Raw genomic sequence first — 13,060 nt, forward strand, 5'->3', positions numbered from 1 at the left:
ATTTACGCCGCGCCGGCCGATCCGGGGCTACTTCTTGACCAGACCTTTGGACTCCAGGTACTCCTTCGCGACGTCCGCCGGCTTGGCGCGCTCGGCGTCGACCTTGAGGTTCAGCTTGGCGAGATCGTCGGTCGTCAGCGCGGCGGTCAGCTTGTTGAGGATGTCGGCTATCTCCGGCGAACCGGCGTCCTTGGCATTGACCACCGGCACCACGTTGTCGGCGTTCTGGAGCTTCTTGTCGTCCTCCAGCACCACGAGTCCGAAGCTGTCCAGCGTGCCGTCGGTGGTGGTGGAGAGGACCACCTGGTCCACACCGTCCTTGACGGCCTGCTTGGCCTGCGGGGTACCGACACCCTTGGGGTCGATTCCCGTGACGTCGATGCCGTAGACCTTCTTCAGACCGGGCGCGCAGAACGGCCGGACCTCGCACTCGTCGCCGGCCGCGATCTTCACCTTGATCTTCGACTTACCAAGATCGGAAAGCGTCGTGATCTTGTTCTTCTCGGCGAATTCCTTGGTGACGGCGAAGGCATTCTGGTCGACGGCCTCGCCGACGGACAGCACCTTCAGCCCGCGCGGCTCCGCGAGCTTCTTCAGCTCGGCGACGGTCGCCGCCGCGTCACTGGAGGCGAGCGGCTTCGGGTTGGCGCCGTTCACCTTGGCGTTGAGGAATTCCGTGATCGTCGCCGCGTATTCCGGTACGACGTCGATCTCGCCCTTCTCCAGGGAGGGTTCGTACAGCTCACGGTTGTTCACCGTGGTGATGGACGTCGCGTAGCCGGCGTCGCCGAGCACCTGCGCGTACAGCTCCGCCAGCACCTTGGACTCCGTGAAGGCCGCCGCACCGATGACGAGCGGGATCTTCTTCCCGGAGCCGGCGCCCGAGCCGGAGCCGGACGCGGGGGCCGCGCCGCCCTTGTCCTTCTCCAGGCTGTCACCGCCGCACGCGGCGAGTGACACGGCCAGAACCGTTGCTCCGATTACCGCACCCGCGATGCGTGAGGTCTTGCTCATGAGGTTCACCATCTCCAAGAGGCCAGAAGGCCGGTCGTCACACGGTCTTGCGGACGGGTGTCCGGTCGCCGGGCGAGTGATCGTCCCCGGACGCGCTGGACGCGCCGGAGGAAGCTGAGGCGGCGGAAGCCGGGGCGGCCGGAGCCGGGGCGCGGGAGGCCCGGGCTCCGAAGGCCGGTGCGGTGGTGCGGGACGGGTCGACGACCCGGTCCAGGACCACCAGGGCACCTTCGACGAGGAGCGCGAGCAGCGCGACGAGGAGCGCGCCCGCGACCACCTGCGCGGTGTTGTAGGTGTTGAAGCCGAGGGTGATGATCCGGCCGAGACCGCCCTGGCCCACCATGGCCGCGATGGTGGCGGTGGCCACCACCTGCACGGCGGCGGACCTGAGGCCGGTCATGATCAGCGGGTACGCGAGGGGCAGTTCCACCCGTACGAAGAGCTGGCGCCCGGACATGCCCATCCCCCGGGCCGCCTCGACCACCGAGCGGTCGACCTCCCGCATGCCGACGTAGGCATTGGTCAGCAGGGGCGGGACGGCGAAGAGGACGAGCGCGATGATCGTCGGCACATAGCCCGCGTTGCGCAGCGGCGAGACCATGAAGAGGGCGAGCACGGCGAAGACGGGGATCGCCCGGCCCACGTTGGAGATATTGATCGCGAGCGCGCCGCCCTTGCCGATGTGGCCGAGAAAGAGGGCGAGGGGCAGAGCTATCGCGCAGGCGAGGGCGAGCGCGACGCCGCTGACGTACACATGCTCCATGAGCCGGTGCCGGACTCCGCTGTCACCGGACCAGTTGGCACCGGTCGCCAGCCAGGCCCAGGCCTCTCCCAGAACACCCATGGTCAGCCCACCGCCTTCGTCGCGCGCGGCGTACGTATTCGGGTCCAGGGGGTCAGCATCCGCTGCGCCCCGAGCAGCAGCAGATCCGCGGCGACGGCGAGCAGCACGCACAGCACGGACGCCGTCAGCACCTGGGCCTTGAAGAAGCTCGGCAGCGCGTCCGCGATGAGATTGCCGAGCCCGCCCCTGCCGATGATCGAACCGACCGTCGTCAGGGCGATCGTCGAGACCGTCGCGATCCGCAGGCCCGCCATCAGCGCGGGCAGTGCCAGCGGCAGCTCGACCTCCCAGAGCAGCCGCCCGGGTCCGTAACCCATTCCACGGGCCGCCTCCCGCGCCTCTTCCGGGACCGATGCGAGTCCCGCCATGATGTTCCGCACAAGAATGGTCAGGGAATAGAGCACCAGGCCGGTGATCACGAGACCGGCCGACAGCCCGAACAACGGCAGCAGCAGCGAGAACATGGCCAGCGAGGGGATCGTGTAGAGCAGGGTCGTCAGCCCCAGTACGGGTCCGGCGGATCGGGGCCTGCTCCGTGCCAGCAGCGCGAGCGGAAAAGCCACCAGCAGCCCGACAGCGACCGAGATCACCGTGATCCAGACGTGCTGGACCGTGGCGTCGATCAACTCCTGGCTACGGGAGCGGAGATATTCGCCACAGATCCAGTCGTTCGCCGCCAGACATCCCTGCGTGTTCATCCACCCCCACCTCCCCCGTCATCGCTCACGTATGTTTTTCACCTGTCACAGGACCCTAACTCGAACCAGTGACATTCTCGGAAGTCCGCCACATTCCAGCAACATGGCCTTCACAACACACGGCTCACAATGGGGAACCATGATCCGATTCGAGCACGTCACCAAGCGGTACCCGGACGGCACGACCGCTGTCGACGACCTCTCCTTCGAGGTCTCCCAGGGCGAACTGGTCACGCTCGTCGGACCCTCAGGCTGCGGCAAGACCACCACCATGAAAATGGTCAACCGTCTCATCGAGCCCACCGAGGGAAGGATCTTCCTCGACGGGGACGACATATCCGCCATCGACCCGGTCGAACTCCGGCGCCGCATCGGCTACGTCATCCAGCAGGTCGGCCTCTTTCCGCACAAAACGGTCCTGGAGAACACCGCGACCGTCCCGCATCTCCTCGGCTGGAAACGCGCCAAGGGCCGGGCACGCGCCGCCGAGCTCCTCGACCTGGTCGGCCTCGACCCGTCCGTCTACGGCGACCGCTATCCCGAGCAGCTCTCCGGCGGGCAGCGCCAGCGCGTCGGAGTGGCCCGCGCACTCGCCGCCGACCCGCCCGTGCTGCTGATGGACGAACCGTTCGGCGCGGTCGACCCCGTCGTACGCGACCATCTGCAGAGCGAGTTCCTCAAGCTGCAGGCGGCGGTCCGCAAGACCGTGCTCTTCGTCACGCACGACATCGAGGAGGCCGTCCGCCTCGGTGACCGTATCGCCGTCTACGGGCAGGGCAGGATCGAGCAGTTCGACCCCCCGGCCGCCGTGCTCGGCACCCCCGCCACCCCGTACGTCGCCGACTTCGTGGGCGCCGACCGCGGCCTCAAGCGGCTCTCGGTCACCCCCATCGAGGAGGGCGACCTGGAGCAGCCGCCCGTCGTGCACCTCGACGACCCGCTGCGGCGGACCGCGGCGAAGCTCGCCGCCGACGGGGCACGCTGGGCCGTCGTCCTGGACTCGGCGGACAAGCTGCACGGCTGGATCTCCTGCGAGCAGACCGGCGCGGAGGGGACCGTACGGGAGCACGCCCGGCGGATGGAGGCCTGGCTGCCCGTCGGCGCCTCCCTCAAGCAGGCGTTCGCCACGATGCTCCAGCACGACGCGGGCTGGATCGCGGTCATCGACCAGGAGGAGACCGGGCGGTTCCTCGGCGTCCTCACCCCGGCCCGGCTGCACGAGGCGCTGCGCCGCTCCATCGACGCGGACGCGCACGCCATTCCCCGTACCGAGGTCGAGCTGGACACCATCGGCTGACCGGGCGCCGGCGGCCCGGCGGGAAAGCGACGGGGGAGGGGCGGCGGCCGGACGGTCAGTCGGAGCTGAGCCGGCCGCTCAGCCACTCCAGGGTGGGCGGGATCTCCCGGCGCCAGGTGGTGAAGTTGTGCCCGCCGCTGTCGAGGATGATCGACGAGACCCGCGCGGGCGCCTTCACCGCCGCCATGAACTTCCGCGTCTCCTTCAGATTCCCCTCGCCCCGCTCGGAGCTGGTGACGAGGAACGACGACGCGCGCCGGGGCAGATGGTCCAGGCTCCAGAGGAGATCGGCCCGGTCGCGCAGCCGCTGGTCGCCGTGGAAGAGATCGCCGGTCGTCGGGTCCTCGGCGGCCTTGTAGTACGCGGAGAGCCCGGCGCCCGCCGCGAACTGCTCCGGGTGGTGCAGGGCGATCTTCAGCGCGCAGTAGCCGCCGGTGGAGTTGCCGACGAAGCCCCAGTTCCGGGCCGCGGTCCCGACCCGGTAGGTCTGGGAGACCGCCCTGGGGAGGTCCTTGGCGAAGAACGTCTCGGTCTGCGGGCCGCCCGGGATGTCCACGCACTCCGTGTCACGGGGCGGCGCCACGGTGGGCCGCAGCATCACCAGGACCATCGGCCGCATCCTGCCTTCCTTGGCCAGCCGCCAGGCCGTCTCCGGATAGTGCAGCGCCTGGATCAGGTTCTCCGCCATGCCCGGGTAGCCGGTGAGCACCACGGCCGCCGGGAACGTCGTGTGCGCGTACCGCGGCCGGAAGTACTCGGGCGGCAGGTAGACGTAGGCGGAGCTGTCGATTCCCGAGGCCACGCCGCCGACGACGATCTTCTGGATCTGGCCGGCCGTCAGAGGACTCGCGGCACCCGGCACGGGCGGCCGCCGCCGGTCGACGACCGTGATGTGACGGCCGCCGGCCGCCTGGTCGACGACCGCGCCCAGCTCCTGCCGGCGGCCGACGAGATCCGCCCAGGAGCCGTAGAAGAGGAACGAGTTGTTCGCGGCGAGGCCGATCGCGACGAAGACCGCCACCTGCGTCGCGAGGAGCAGGACGACCCTGCCCGCGACGGCGCGCGGCGTGCGCCGCGACAGCCGCGGCCACAGCCGGATGGTGGCACCGAACAGCAGCACGGCCAGCAGGACAGCCAGAGCGAGGAGGGTGCGGCTGGTAAGACCCATATCGACCGAGCTTTCTCGCGGGAGATTTTCCTTGACGCGGGTGAACCCGTCTCCCGCAAGCCCCGTCCTAGAGGTCACAAATGTCCGGTGCCGCCTGAAAGGGCGACGCGGGCACCATGCTCTCTCACAGAGCCACGGGAAGCCGGGAAGCGATGTCTGTCACGCTAGATGGGGATAAATCAGGTTCGGTTCCGGATCGGGATCATCCCGGCCGGGTGGTGACAGGGCGTCTGTCCGGCCGCCCGCGCCCGGAGTCCGTCCCCGCGCTGGTCGGCGCCGCCTGTACGTTCATCGGCCTGCTCGACATCGCCGCCGGTGTCTTCCCGCGCTTCCGGCACAGCCGCATGCACAGCGTCGCCGAAGTACTGCCCGGCGCGCTCGGCCCGTTCGCCGCGGCTCTGTCCCTGAGCGTCGGCGTCCTCCTGCTGTTGCTCGCCCACGGTCTCAAGCGGCGCAAGCGCCGCGCCTGGCGGGCCGCCGTCCTCCTGCTGCCGGCCGGCGCGGCGGCGCAGCTCTACCGGCACTCCGTCGTCGGAGCCGTACTCTCACTGGCGCTGTTCGCTCTCCTGCTGCGCCACCGGGGGCAGTTCGCGGCCCTGCCCGACCCACGCAGCCGCTGGAGGGCGCTGGCGAACTTCGTGGTGATGGGCGCGGGATCCATCGGGCTCGGTCTGGTCATCGTCAGTGCCCATCCGCACCGGACCCTCGGCAGCCCCGGCCTGAGCGAGCGTCTGGAGCATGTGCTGTACGGCCTCTTCGGCTTCGAGGGCCCGGTCGACTACAGCGGCATCGTCGGTGGCACGGTCGGTTACTCCCTCGGCGCGCTCGGCCTGCTCACGGCTCTGACCACGATCTATCTGGCCCTCCGTCCCGAACACCCGGCCGCGCTCCTCACCGAGGACGACGAGCGGCGGCTGCGCGTCCTGCTCACGGCGCACGGCGGCCGGGACTCGCTCGGCCACTTCGCGCTCCGCCGAGACAAGGGCGTCGTCTTCTCCCCCAGCGGCAAGGCGGCCGTCTGCTACCGCGTCGTCTCCGGGGTGATGCTCGCCAGCGGCGACCCCATCGGCGACGTGGAGGCCTGGCCGGGCGCCATCGAACGCTTCATGGACGAGGCGACGGCCCACTCCTGGACGCCGGCCGTGATGGGCTGCAGCGAGACCGGCGGCGAGGTCTGGACCCGTGAGACGGGACTCGACGCGCTGGAGCTGGGTGACGAAGCGGTGGTGGACGTGCCGGATTTCTCCTTGCGCGGACGCGCCATGCGGAACGTACGCCAGATGGTCACGCGCATCGAGCGGGCCGGCTACGAGACGCGGGTCCGGCGGGTCCGTGACCTCTCCGAAGCAGAGCTGGAGCGGATCCGCCGGGCCGCCGCCGACTGGCGGGGCACCGACACGGAACGGGGCTTCTCCATGGCGCTCGGCCGGATCGGCGACCCCGCCGACGGCGACGCGGTGATCGCCACCGCCCACCGGCCCGGCGAGGACACGCCGGGACCGTACGGCGACCTGAAGGCCGTCCTCCACTTCGTCCCCTGGGGTACGGACGGCATGTCGCTGGACCTGATGCGCCGCGACCGGTCCGCCGATCCCGGCATGAACGAACTGCTGATCGTCGCCGCCCTGCGGGCCGCCCCCGGGATGGGCGTGGCGCGGGTCTCCCTCAACTTCGCGATGTTCCGCTCGGCGCTCGCCCGTGGCGAACGCCTGGGCGCCGGCCCCGTACTGCGCGGCTGGCGAGGGGTGCTCGTCTTCCTCTCGCGCTGGTTCCAGATCGAGTCGCTGTACCGCTTCAACGCCAAGTTCCGGCCGCGCTGGGAGCCGCGCTACGTGGTCTTCCGCTCCAGCCGCGAACTGCCCCGGATCGGCCTCGCCGCGATGCGGGCGGAGGGCTTCGTGACGCTCGCGCTGCCCCGCCCCCTGCGCCGCCTCACTCCCGGCGACCGCCCCCGGCCCTGCACGCACGCCGTCCAGGCCCCGGCCGGCCACGAGGCGCGCGCGGCCGGACAGGGCCCGGGCCCCCTCCGAAGGCTTCGCCGGTCCGCACGCGCGACACCCCATAGGGTGGACATATGAGTACGTTGCGCGGACGCGGCACCGTCCAGGGCCTGCCCGAGTGGGACCGCTGTGCGGTCATGGGGGTCATCAACGTGACGCCCGATTCCTTCTCCGACGGCGGCCGCTGGTTCGACACGACCGCCGCGGTCAAACGTGGCCTCGATCTCGCCTCCGAGGGCGCTGACCTGGTGGATGTCGGCGGCGAGTCGACCCGGCCCGGAGCCTCCCGGGTCGACGAGGAAGAAGAGCTGAGGCGGGTCGTCCCCGTCGTACGCGGCCTGGCGGCCGAAGGCGTCATCGTCTCCGTCGACACCATGCGCGCCGCCGTCGCCGAGCAGGCCGTCGCGGCCGGCGCCGTCCTGGTCAACGACGTCAGCGGCGGTCTCGCCGACCCGGCCATGGTGCCCGCCGTCGCCGCCGCCCGGGTGCCCTTCGTGGTCATGCACTGGCGCGGCTTCAGCCAGGACATGAACAGCCGCGCGGTCTACACCGACGTCGTCACCGAGGTCGTCGCGGAGCTGCGGGAGCGGATGGACGCGGTGATCGCGGGCGGCATCGCCCCGGAACACCTGGTCGTCGACCCCGGCCTCGGCTTCGCCAAGCAGGCCGGGCACGACCTCGCGCTCCTCGCGCACCAGGCCGAGCTGCGTGCCCTGGGCCGCCCACTGCTGGTCGCCGCCTCGCGCAAACGATTCCTCGGCCATGTCCTCGCGGGCGAGGGTTCCCCGCCGCCCGCCCGCGAACGGGACGCGGCCACCGCCGCGATCTCCGCGATCGCCGCCCACCAGGGCGCCTGGGCCGTCCGGGTGCACGAGGTACGGGCCACGGCGGACGCCGTACGCGTCGCGCGCGCGGTCGAGGGCGCGGCGGAGTACACCCCCGGGGGCGCGGCGCACCACACGGCGGAAGGCACGGCCCAGTGAGCGCCCGGACGGAACGCGAGCGGGTCGAACTGGCCAACACCACCTTCTACGAGGCCATGGAGAGCGGCGACTTCGACATCCTGTCCGGGCTCTGGCTGGACGGCGACGGTGACGGCGACGGGGTCTCCTGCGTCCATCCGGGCTGGCCCGTGCTCAGCGGTCGCGGCGAGGTGCTCCGCTCGTACGCCCTGATCATGGCGAACACGGAGTACATCCAGTTCTTCCTCACGGATGTGGTGGTCTCGGTCGCCGCCGACACCGCCGTGGTGACCTGCACCGAGAACATTCTCAGCGGCGGCCCCGCCGAGGAGGCCGGTGAGCTGGGACCGCTCGTCGGGCAGCTGGTCGTCGCCACCAATGTGTTCCGGCGCACGTCCGACGGCTGGAAGCTGTGGTCGCACCACGGCTCCCCCGTCCTGACGGAGACCGACGAGGAAGCGGACGACGAGACACCCGCCTGAGCGGGTCACCGCCCACGGGGATTGGTTCGTGGCTCCATGGGTATGGGCGGCTACCAGTCGCACACCGCGTCCCGGCCCCCACGGGCGGGCTCTGTCGGTGCCCGCGGGTAGATTCGAAGAAGGGCACCGCGCCGCCCGCACGCGGCCGGATGACCCGACGACCAACGACAGCAGGAGTGATTCGCGTGGATCGTGTCGCGCTGCGCGGCCTCAAGGCCCGTGGGCACCATGGCGTCTTCCCCCGGGAGCGCGAGGAAGGGCAGACCTTCATCGTGGATCTGGTCCTCGGCCTGGACACCCGCCCGGCGGCCGTAGACGACGACCTGGCGAAGACGGTGCACTACGGAATCGTGGCCGAGGAGGTCGTCGAGGTCGTCCAGGGCGAGCCGGTCAATCTGATCGAGACCCTCGCGGAACGCATCGCCCAGCAGTGCCTGAAGCACGACGGCGTCCAGGAGGTCGAGGTGATCGTCCACAAGCCCGACGCCCCGATCACCGTGCCTTTCGACGATGTCACCATCACCATCACGCGGAGCCGAGTATGAGTGTGTTCTCCACCGACGGGCAGAGCGACCCGACCGTTCAGCCGGTGCCCGCCTCCGTGGTCGCGCAGGTGGACGCGGCGGACGTCACGCTCTCCAATCCGCAGCGGGCCGTGGTCTCCCTCGGCTCCAATCTCGGCAACCGGCTGGAGACCCTCCAGGGCGCCGTCGATGCCCTGGAGGACACCCCCGGTCTGCGGGTGAAGGCGGTCTCCCCGGTCTACGAGACGGAGCCGTGGGGCGTCGAGCCCGGCTCCCAGCCGTCGTACTTCAACGCGGTCGTGGTCATCAGGACGACGCTGCCGCCGTCCTCGCTGCTGGAGCGCGGCCAGGCCATCGAGGAGGCCTTCGAGCGGGTCCGCGAGGAGCGCTGGGGAGCGCGCACCATCGACGTGGACATCCTGGCGTACGCGGATGTCGTCTCCGAGGACCCGCTGCTCACCCTCCCCCACCCCCGGGCCCACCAGCGCGCCTTCGTGCTCGCCCCGTGGCACGACGTGGAGCCGGAGGCCCAGGTGCCGGGCCACGGCCCGGTGGCCGAGCTGCTGGCGGACGTCGGCCGGACCGGCGTGCGGTCCCGGGCCGACCTGGAACTGCGGCTGCCCGAATAGTCGTTAGGCTCAGCGAGTCCACAGGGGACCGGCCGCCAGGACGCGGACCGGAAGAGCGAGGCGAAGGGCGGCTTTCTCGGTGAAGCAGTTGCGGATCGGCTTCCTGGCCGGCCTGTTCGTCGTGGCCGGTGTGCTGTCGTGGGCCGGTGCCAGGATCTGGAGTTCGGTGGGCACCCTGCCGGCCGTCCCGCTGCCCGCGCCCATCGTCCTCGCGGTGATCGCCGTCGTCCTCACCGCGACGGCCCTCTCGCTCCGCGCCCAGCTGCGGGCCCAGCGGGAGCGCCGCCCGGAGGCGAAGGGCGTCGATCCGCTGATGGCGGCCCGCGCGGTGGTCTTCGGCCAGGCCAGCGCCCTGGTCGCCGCGCTGATCTCCGGTCTGTACGGCGGGGTGGGCATCGTGCTGCTCAGCTCCCTGGACGTCCCGGCCCGCCGGGACCAGGCCATCTACGCGGGCTTCGCCGTCCTGGCGGGCTTCGCCGTGATCGCCGCGGCCTTCTTCCTGGAGCGGGTCTGCAAGCTCCCCGAAGGGCCGGACGACGACCGGCCGGGACCGGCGGGCCCCGTCAGCGGCCGATGAGCCCCGTCAGCGGCCGATGATCAGGCTCATCGCCTCGGCGCGGGTCGCGGGATCGCGGAGCTGACCCCGGACCGCCGAAGTGATCGTCTTGGCACCGGGCTTGCGCACCCCGCGCATCGTCATGCACATGTGCTCGCACTCGACGACCACGATCACCCCGCGCGGCTCCAGGATCTCCATCAGTGAGTCGGCGATCTGGGTGGTCAGCCGCTCCTGGACCTGCGGCCGGCGGGCGTAGACGTCCACGAGCCGGGCGAGCTTCGACAGGCCGGTGATCTTGCCGTCCACGGACGGGATGTAGCCGACATGGGCGACGCCGACGAACGGCACCAGGTGGTGTTCGCAGGAGCTCATCACTTCGATGTCCTTCACCAGGACCATCTCGTCGTGGCCGAGGTCGAACGTCGTCGTCAGGACGTCCTCGGGGCTCTGCCACAGCCCGGCGAATATCTCCCGGTACGCCCGCGCCACCCGGCCGGGGGTCGCCCGCAGACCTTCGCGGTCCGGGTCCTCCCCGACCGCGATCAGCAGTTCACGCACGGCATTCTCGGCCCGCTTCTCGTCGAACTCGCGGATCGGGTTCTTCCCGTCCAGCGCCACCGGGTCGGTCATGTTGTGCCTCGTTCCTGTGCCGTCCTGTGTGCGGGCATACGAATGCCGCGCACCCACAGGCTAAAACCTGGGGGGCGCGGCATCCATTCCGGGCCGGGCAGGCGCCGGGATCAGCTGTCGGAACGGTCCTCGGGGATCTGCTCGGTAGGCGTGTCCCCGTTCGTCCCGGCGGGCAGGCCGCCGTTCTGAGCGGCCGTGCCGTTGGTGGTCAGCGCCAGCTCCTTGGGAGAGAGCACCGGCGGCCGCGTCGAGGGCGTACGACGCGAGGAGCCGGTCCACGCCGGGCGGGAGGGACGCTTCACGATGGTCGAGAAGATCTCGGCGATCTGCTCCTTGTTCAGCGTCTCCTTCTCCAGGAGCGCGAGGACCAGGTTGTCGAGAACGTCGCGGTTCTCGACGAGGATCTCCCAGGCCTCGTTGTGCGCGGTCTCGATGAGCTTCTTGACCTCTTCGTCGACCAGCGCCGCGACCTCTTCCGAGTAGTCGCGCTGATGCCCCATCTCGCGGCCGAGGAACGGTTCGGAGTTGTCGCCACCGAACTTGATCGCGCCGAGCCGCTCCGTCATGCCGTACTGCGTGACCATGGCGCGGGCCGTGGCCGTGGCCTTCTCGATGTCGTTGGCCGCACCCGTGGTCGGGTCGTGGAAGACGAGTTCCTCGGCCGCGCGCCCGCCCAGCATGTACGCCAGCTGGTCGAGCATCTCGTTGCGCGTGGTCGAGTACTTGTCCTCGTCGGGCAGGACCATGGTGTAACCGAGGGCCCGGCCGCGCGACAGGATCGTGATCTTGTGGACCGGGTCGGAGTTCGGAGACGCCGCGGCGACCAGGGCGTGTCCGCCCTCGTGGTACGCGGTGATCTTCTTTTCCTTCTCGGACATGATCCGGGTCCGCTTCTGCGGGCCCGCCACGACGCGGTCGATCGCCTCGTCCAGCGCGTGGTTGTCGACGAGCTTCTTGTCGCCGCGCGCCGTCAGGAGCGCGGCTTCGTTCAGCACGTTCGCCAGGTCCGCACCGGTGAAGCCGGGCGTACGACGGGCCACCGCGCCCAGGTCGACATCCGGGGCGACCGGCTTGCCCTTCTGGTGGACCTTGAGGATCTCCAGCCGGCCCTGCATGTCCGGGCGGTCGACGGCGATCTGCCGGTCGAAGCGTCCCGGGCGCAGCAGCGCCGGGTCGAGGATGTCCGGCCGGTTCGTGGCGGCGATCAGGATGACGCCGCCCTTCACGTCGAAGCCGTCCATCTCGACGAGCAGCTGGTTCAGCGTCTGCTCGCGCTCGTCGTGGCCACCGCCGAGACCCGCACCGCGGTGCCGGCCGACGGCGTCGATCTCGTCGACGAAGACGATCGCCGGGGCGTTCGCCTTGGCCTGCTCGAAGAGGTCACGTACGCGGGAGGCGCCGACACCGACGAACATCTCGACGAAGTCGGAACCGGAGATCGAGTAGAAGGGCACCCCGGCCTCACCCGCGACAGCGCGGGCGAGCAGCGTCTTACCCGTACCGGGCGGGCCGTACAGCAGCACACCCTTCGGGATCTTGGCGCCGACGGCCTGGAACTTCGCCGGCTCCTGGAGGAACTCCTTGATCTCGTGGAGCTCCTCGACCGCCTCGTCGGACCCGGCCACATCGGCGAAGGTCGTCTTGGGGGTGTCCTTGGTGATGAGCTTGGCCTTGGACTTCCCGAACTGCATGACCCGGGAGCCGCCGCCCTGCATCTGATTCATCAGGAACAGGAAGATGACGACGATCACGACGAAGGGCAGCAGCGAGAACAGCACCGAGAGGAACGGGCTCTGCTTGGACGGCGAGACCGTGTAGCCCTTCTTGATGTCGCCGTTGTCGAACTTCGTCTGCAGCGTCTTGGCCAGGGAAACGCCTTGGTTCCCGATGTAGCTGGCCTGGAGCTTGTCGCTGCCCTCGATCTTCTGGCCGGACTTGAGCTGGACCTTGATGATCTGGTCGTCGCCGGTGGTGAGTTTGGCCTCTTCGACCTGGTTCTTGCTGATCGCCTGGACGACCTTGCCGGTGTCCACCGTCTTGTAGCCGCCAGAAGAACCGACGACCTGGATCAGCACGACCACGGCGAGGACAGCCAGCACGATCCACATGACCGGCCCACGGAAGTATCGCTTCACGTCCATCCATACGGAGCGAATTCGCCCCGTCCCTCCTGCCCGTAGGTAAATGCTGCTGCGAGAAAAGACTGTTCTTCGGACGGTACCCCAGCATCATGACCCGCGACCTCACGGGAGG

Annotated in this window: 13 protein-coding genes; 7 read left to right on the plus strand and 6 right to left on the minus strand. The window is 70.0% G+C overall.

Going from position 1 to position 13,060, the window contains the following annotated elements:
• Positions 1-27: 27 nt before the first annotated feature.
• The 3 genes from ACIBAE_RS22315 to ACIBAE_RS22325 are packed head-to-tail and all read right to left on the minus strand — an operon-like array spanning position 28 to position 2,556.
• The gene (locus ACIBAE_RS22315; protein ID WP_399288285.1) at positions 28-1,014 is read right to left on the minus strand and encodes an ABC transporter substrate-binding protein; all 987 of its coding nucleotides are present in this window, start codon (positions 1,012-1,014) and stop codon (positions 28-30) included.
• A gap of 37 nt (positions 1,015-1,051) precedes the next feature.
• Complete coding sequence (locus tag ACIBAE_RS22320) at positions 1,052-1,858, minus strand: ABC transporter permease (protein ID WP_399288287.1); 807 nt, start codon at positions 1,856-1,858, stop codon at positions 1,052-1,054.
• A 2-nt stretch (positions 1,859-1,860) separates the two neighbouring features.
• Positions 1,861-2,556, minus strand: coding sequence for an ABC transporter permease (locus ACIBAE_RS22325; protein WP_399288290.1), 696 nt, complete (start codon positions 2,554-2,556; stop codon positions 1,861-1,863).
• Positions 2,557-2,695: 139 nt separating this feature from the next.
• Here ACIBAE_RS22325 and ACIBAE_RS22330 point away from each other — a divergent pair, with 139 nt between their 5' ends.
• On the plus strand, positions 2,696-3,853 hold the full coding sequence (locus tag ACIBAE_RS22330; RefSeq protein ID WP_399288293.1) for an ABC transporter ATP-binding protein: 1,158 nt from the start codon (positions 2,696-2,698) through the stop codon (positions 3,851-3,853).
• A 55-nt stretch (positions 3,854-3,908) separates the two neighbouring features.
• Here the strand turns inward: ACIBAE_RS22330 and ACIBAE_RS22335 are convergent, their stop codons facing one another.
• Positions 3,909-5,021 (minus strand): alpha/beta hydrolase, encoded by a 1,113-nt coding sequence (locus ACIBAE_RS22335; protein WP_399288296.1) that lies wholly within the window; start codon positions 5,019-5,021, stop codon positions 3,909-3,911.
• Positions 5,022-5,173: 152 nt separating this feature from the next.
• Between ACIBAE_RS22335 and ACIBAE_RS22340 the strand changes: the two genes are divergently transcribed.
• From ACIBAE_RS22340 to ACIBAE_RS22365, 6 genes are all read left to right on the plus strand, one after another.
• A complete protein-coding gene (locus ACIBAE_RS22340; protein ID WP_399288299.1) occupies positions 5,174-7,099 on the plus strand; it encodes a phosphatidylglycerol lysyltransferase domain-containing protein in 1,926 nt (641 codons plus the stop codon).
• Complete coding sequence (gene folP, locus ACIBAE_RS22345; RefSeq protein WP_399288301.1) at positions 7,096-8,004, plus strand: dihydropteroate synthase; 909 nt, start codon at positions 7,096-7,098, stop codon at positions 8,002-8,004. Before ACIBAE_RS22340 ends, folP begins: the two co-directional genes overlap by 4 nt.
• Complete coding sequence (locus ACIBAE_RS22350; RefSeq protein ID WP_399288304.1) at positions 8,001-8,465, plus strand: nuclear transport factor 2 family protein; 465 nt, start codon at positions 8,001-8,003, stop codon at positions 8,463-8,465. Before folP ends, ACIBAE_RS22350 begins: the two co-directional genes overlap by 4 nt.
• 185 nt (positions 8,466-8,650) lie before the next feature.
• On the plus strand, positions 8,651-9,010 hold the full coding sequence (gene folB, locus ACIBAE_RS22355; protein ID WP_399288307.1) for a dihydroneopterin aldolase: 360 nt from the start codon (positions 8,651-8,653) through the stop codon (positions 9,008-9,010).
• A complete protein-coding gene (folK, locus tag ACIBAE_RS22360; protein ID WP_399288310.1) occupies positions 9,007-9,618 on the plus strand; it encodes a 2-amino-4-hydroxy-6-hydroxymethyldihydropteridine diphosphokinase in 612 nt (203 codons plus the stop codon). The genes folB and folK overlap by 4 nt, the downstream gene beginning before the upstream one ends.
• A gap of 79 nt (positions 9,619-9,697) precedes the next feature.
• Entirely contained in the window at positions 9,698-10,195 is a 498-nt protein-coding gene (locus tag ACIBAE_RS22365) for a DUF3180 domain-containing protein (RefSeq protein ID WP_399288312.1), read from the plus strand.
• A 6-nt stretch (positions 10,196-10,201) separates the two neighbouring features.
• Here the strand turns inward: ACIBAE_RS22365 and folE are convergent, their stop codons facing one another.
• Together folE and ftsH are read right to left on the minus strand one after the other, a co-directional pair.
• Positions 10,202-10,807, minus strand: a complete 606-nt coding sequence (folE, locus tag ACIBAE_RS22370; RefSeq protein WP_399288315.1) for a GTP cyclohydrolase I FolE — start codon at positions 10,805-10,807, stop codon at positions 10,202-10,204.
• Positions 10,808-10,917: 110 nt separating this feature from the next.
• Positions 10,918-12,948, minus strand: coding sequence for an ATP-dependent zinc metalloprotease FtsH (gene ftsH / locus ACIBAE_RS22375; RefSeq protein WP_399288317.1), 2,031 nt, complete (start codon positions 12,946-12,948; stop codon positions 10,918-10,920).
• Positions 12,949-13,060: the final 112 nt, after the last annotated feature.

It is taken from the genome of Streptomyces sp. NPDC051569, from assembly GCF_044454085.1.
Lineage (GTDB): Bacteria > Actinomycetota > Actinomycetes > Streptomycetales > Streptomycetaceae > Streptomyces.

Coding starts and splice junctions, on each gene's coding strand:
- folP (WP_399288301.1), top strand. CDS start 7,096: ATGAGTACGTTGCGCGGACGCGGCACCGTCCAGGGCCTGCCCGAGTGG.
- ACIBAE_RS22325 (WP_399288290.1), bottom strand. CDS start 2,556: ATGAACACGCAGGGATGTCTGGCGGCGAACGACTGGATCTGTGGCGAA.
- folK (WP_399288310.1), top strand. CDS start 9,007: ATGAGTGTGTTCTCCACCGACGGGCAGAGCGACCCGACCGTTCAGCCG.
- ACIBAE_RS22340 (WP_399288299.1), top strand. CDS start 5,174: ATGTCTGTCACGCTAGATGGGGATAAATCAGGTTCGGTTCCGGATCGG.
- ACIBAE_RS22320 (WP_399288287.1), bottom strand. CDS start 1,858: ATGGGTGTTCTGGGAGAGGCCTGGGCCTGGCTGGCGACCGGTGCCAAC.
- ACIBAE_RS22335 (WP_399288296.1), bottom strand. CDS start 5,021: ATGGGTCTTACCAGCCGCACCCTCCTCGCTCTGGCTGTCCTGCTGGCC.
- ACIBAE_RS22330 (WP_399288293.1), top strand. CDS start 2,696: ATGATCCGATTCGAGCACGTCACCAAGCGGTACCCGGACGGCACGACC.
- ftsH (WP_399288317.1), bottom strand. CDS start 12,948: ATGGACGTGAAGCGATACTTCCGTGGGCCGGTCATGTGGATCGTGCTG.
- folE (WP_399288315.1), bottom strand. CDS start 10,807: ATGACCGACCCGGTGGCGCTGGACGGGAAGAACCCGATCCGCGAGTTC.
- ACIBAE_RS22315 (WP_399288285.1), bottom strand. CDS start 1,014: ATGAGCAAGACCTCACGCATCGCGGGTGCGGTAATCGGAGCAACGGTT.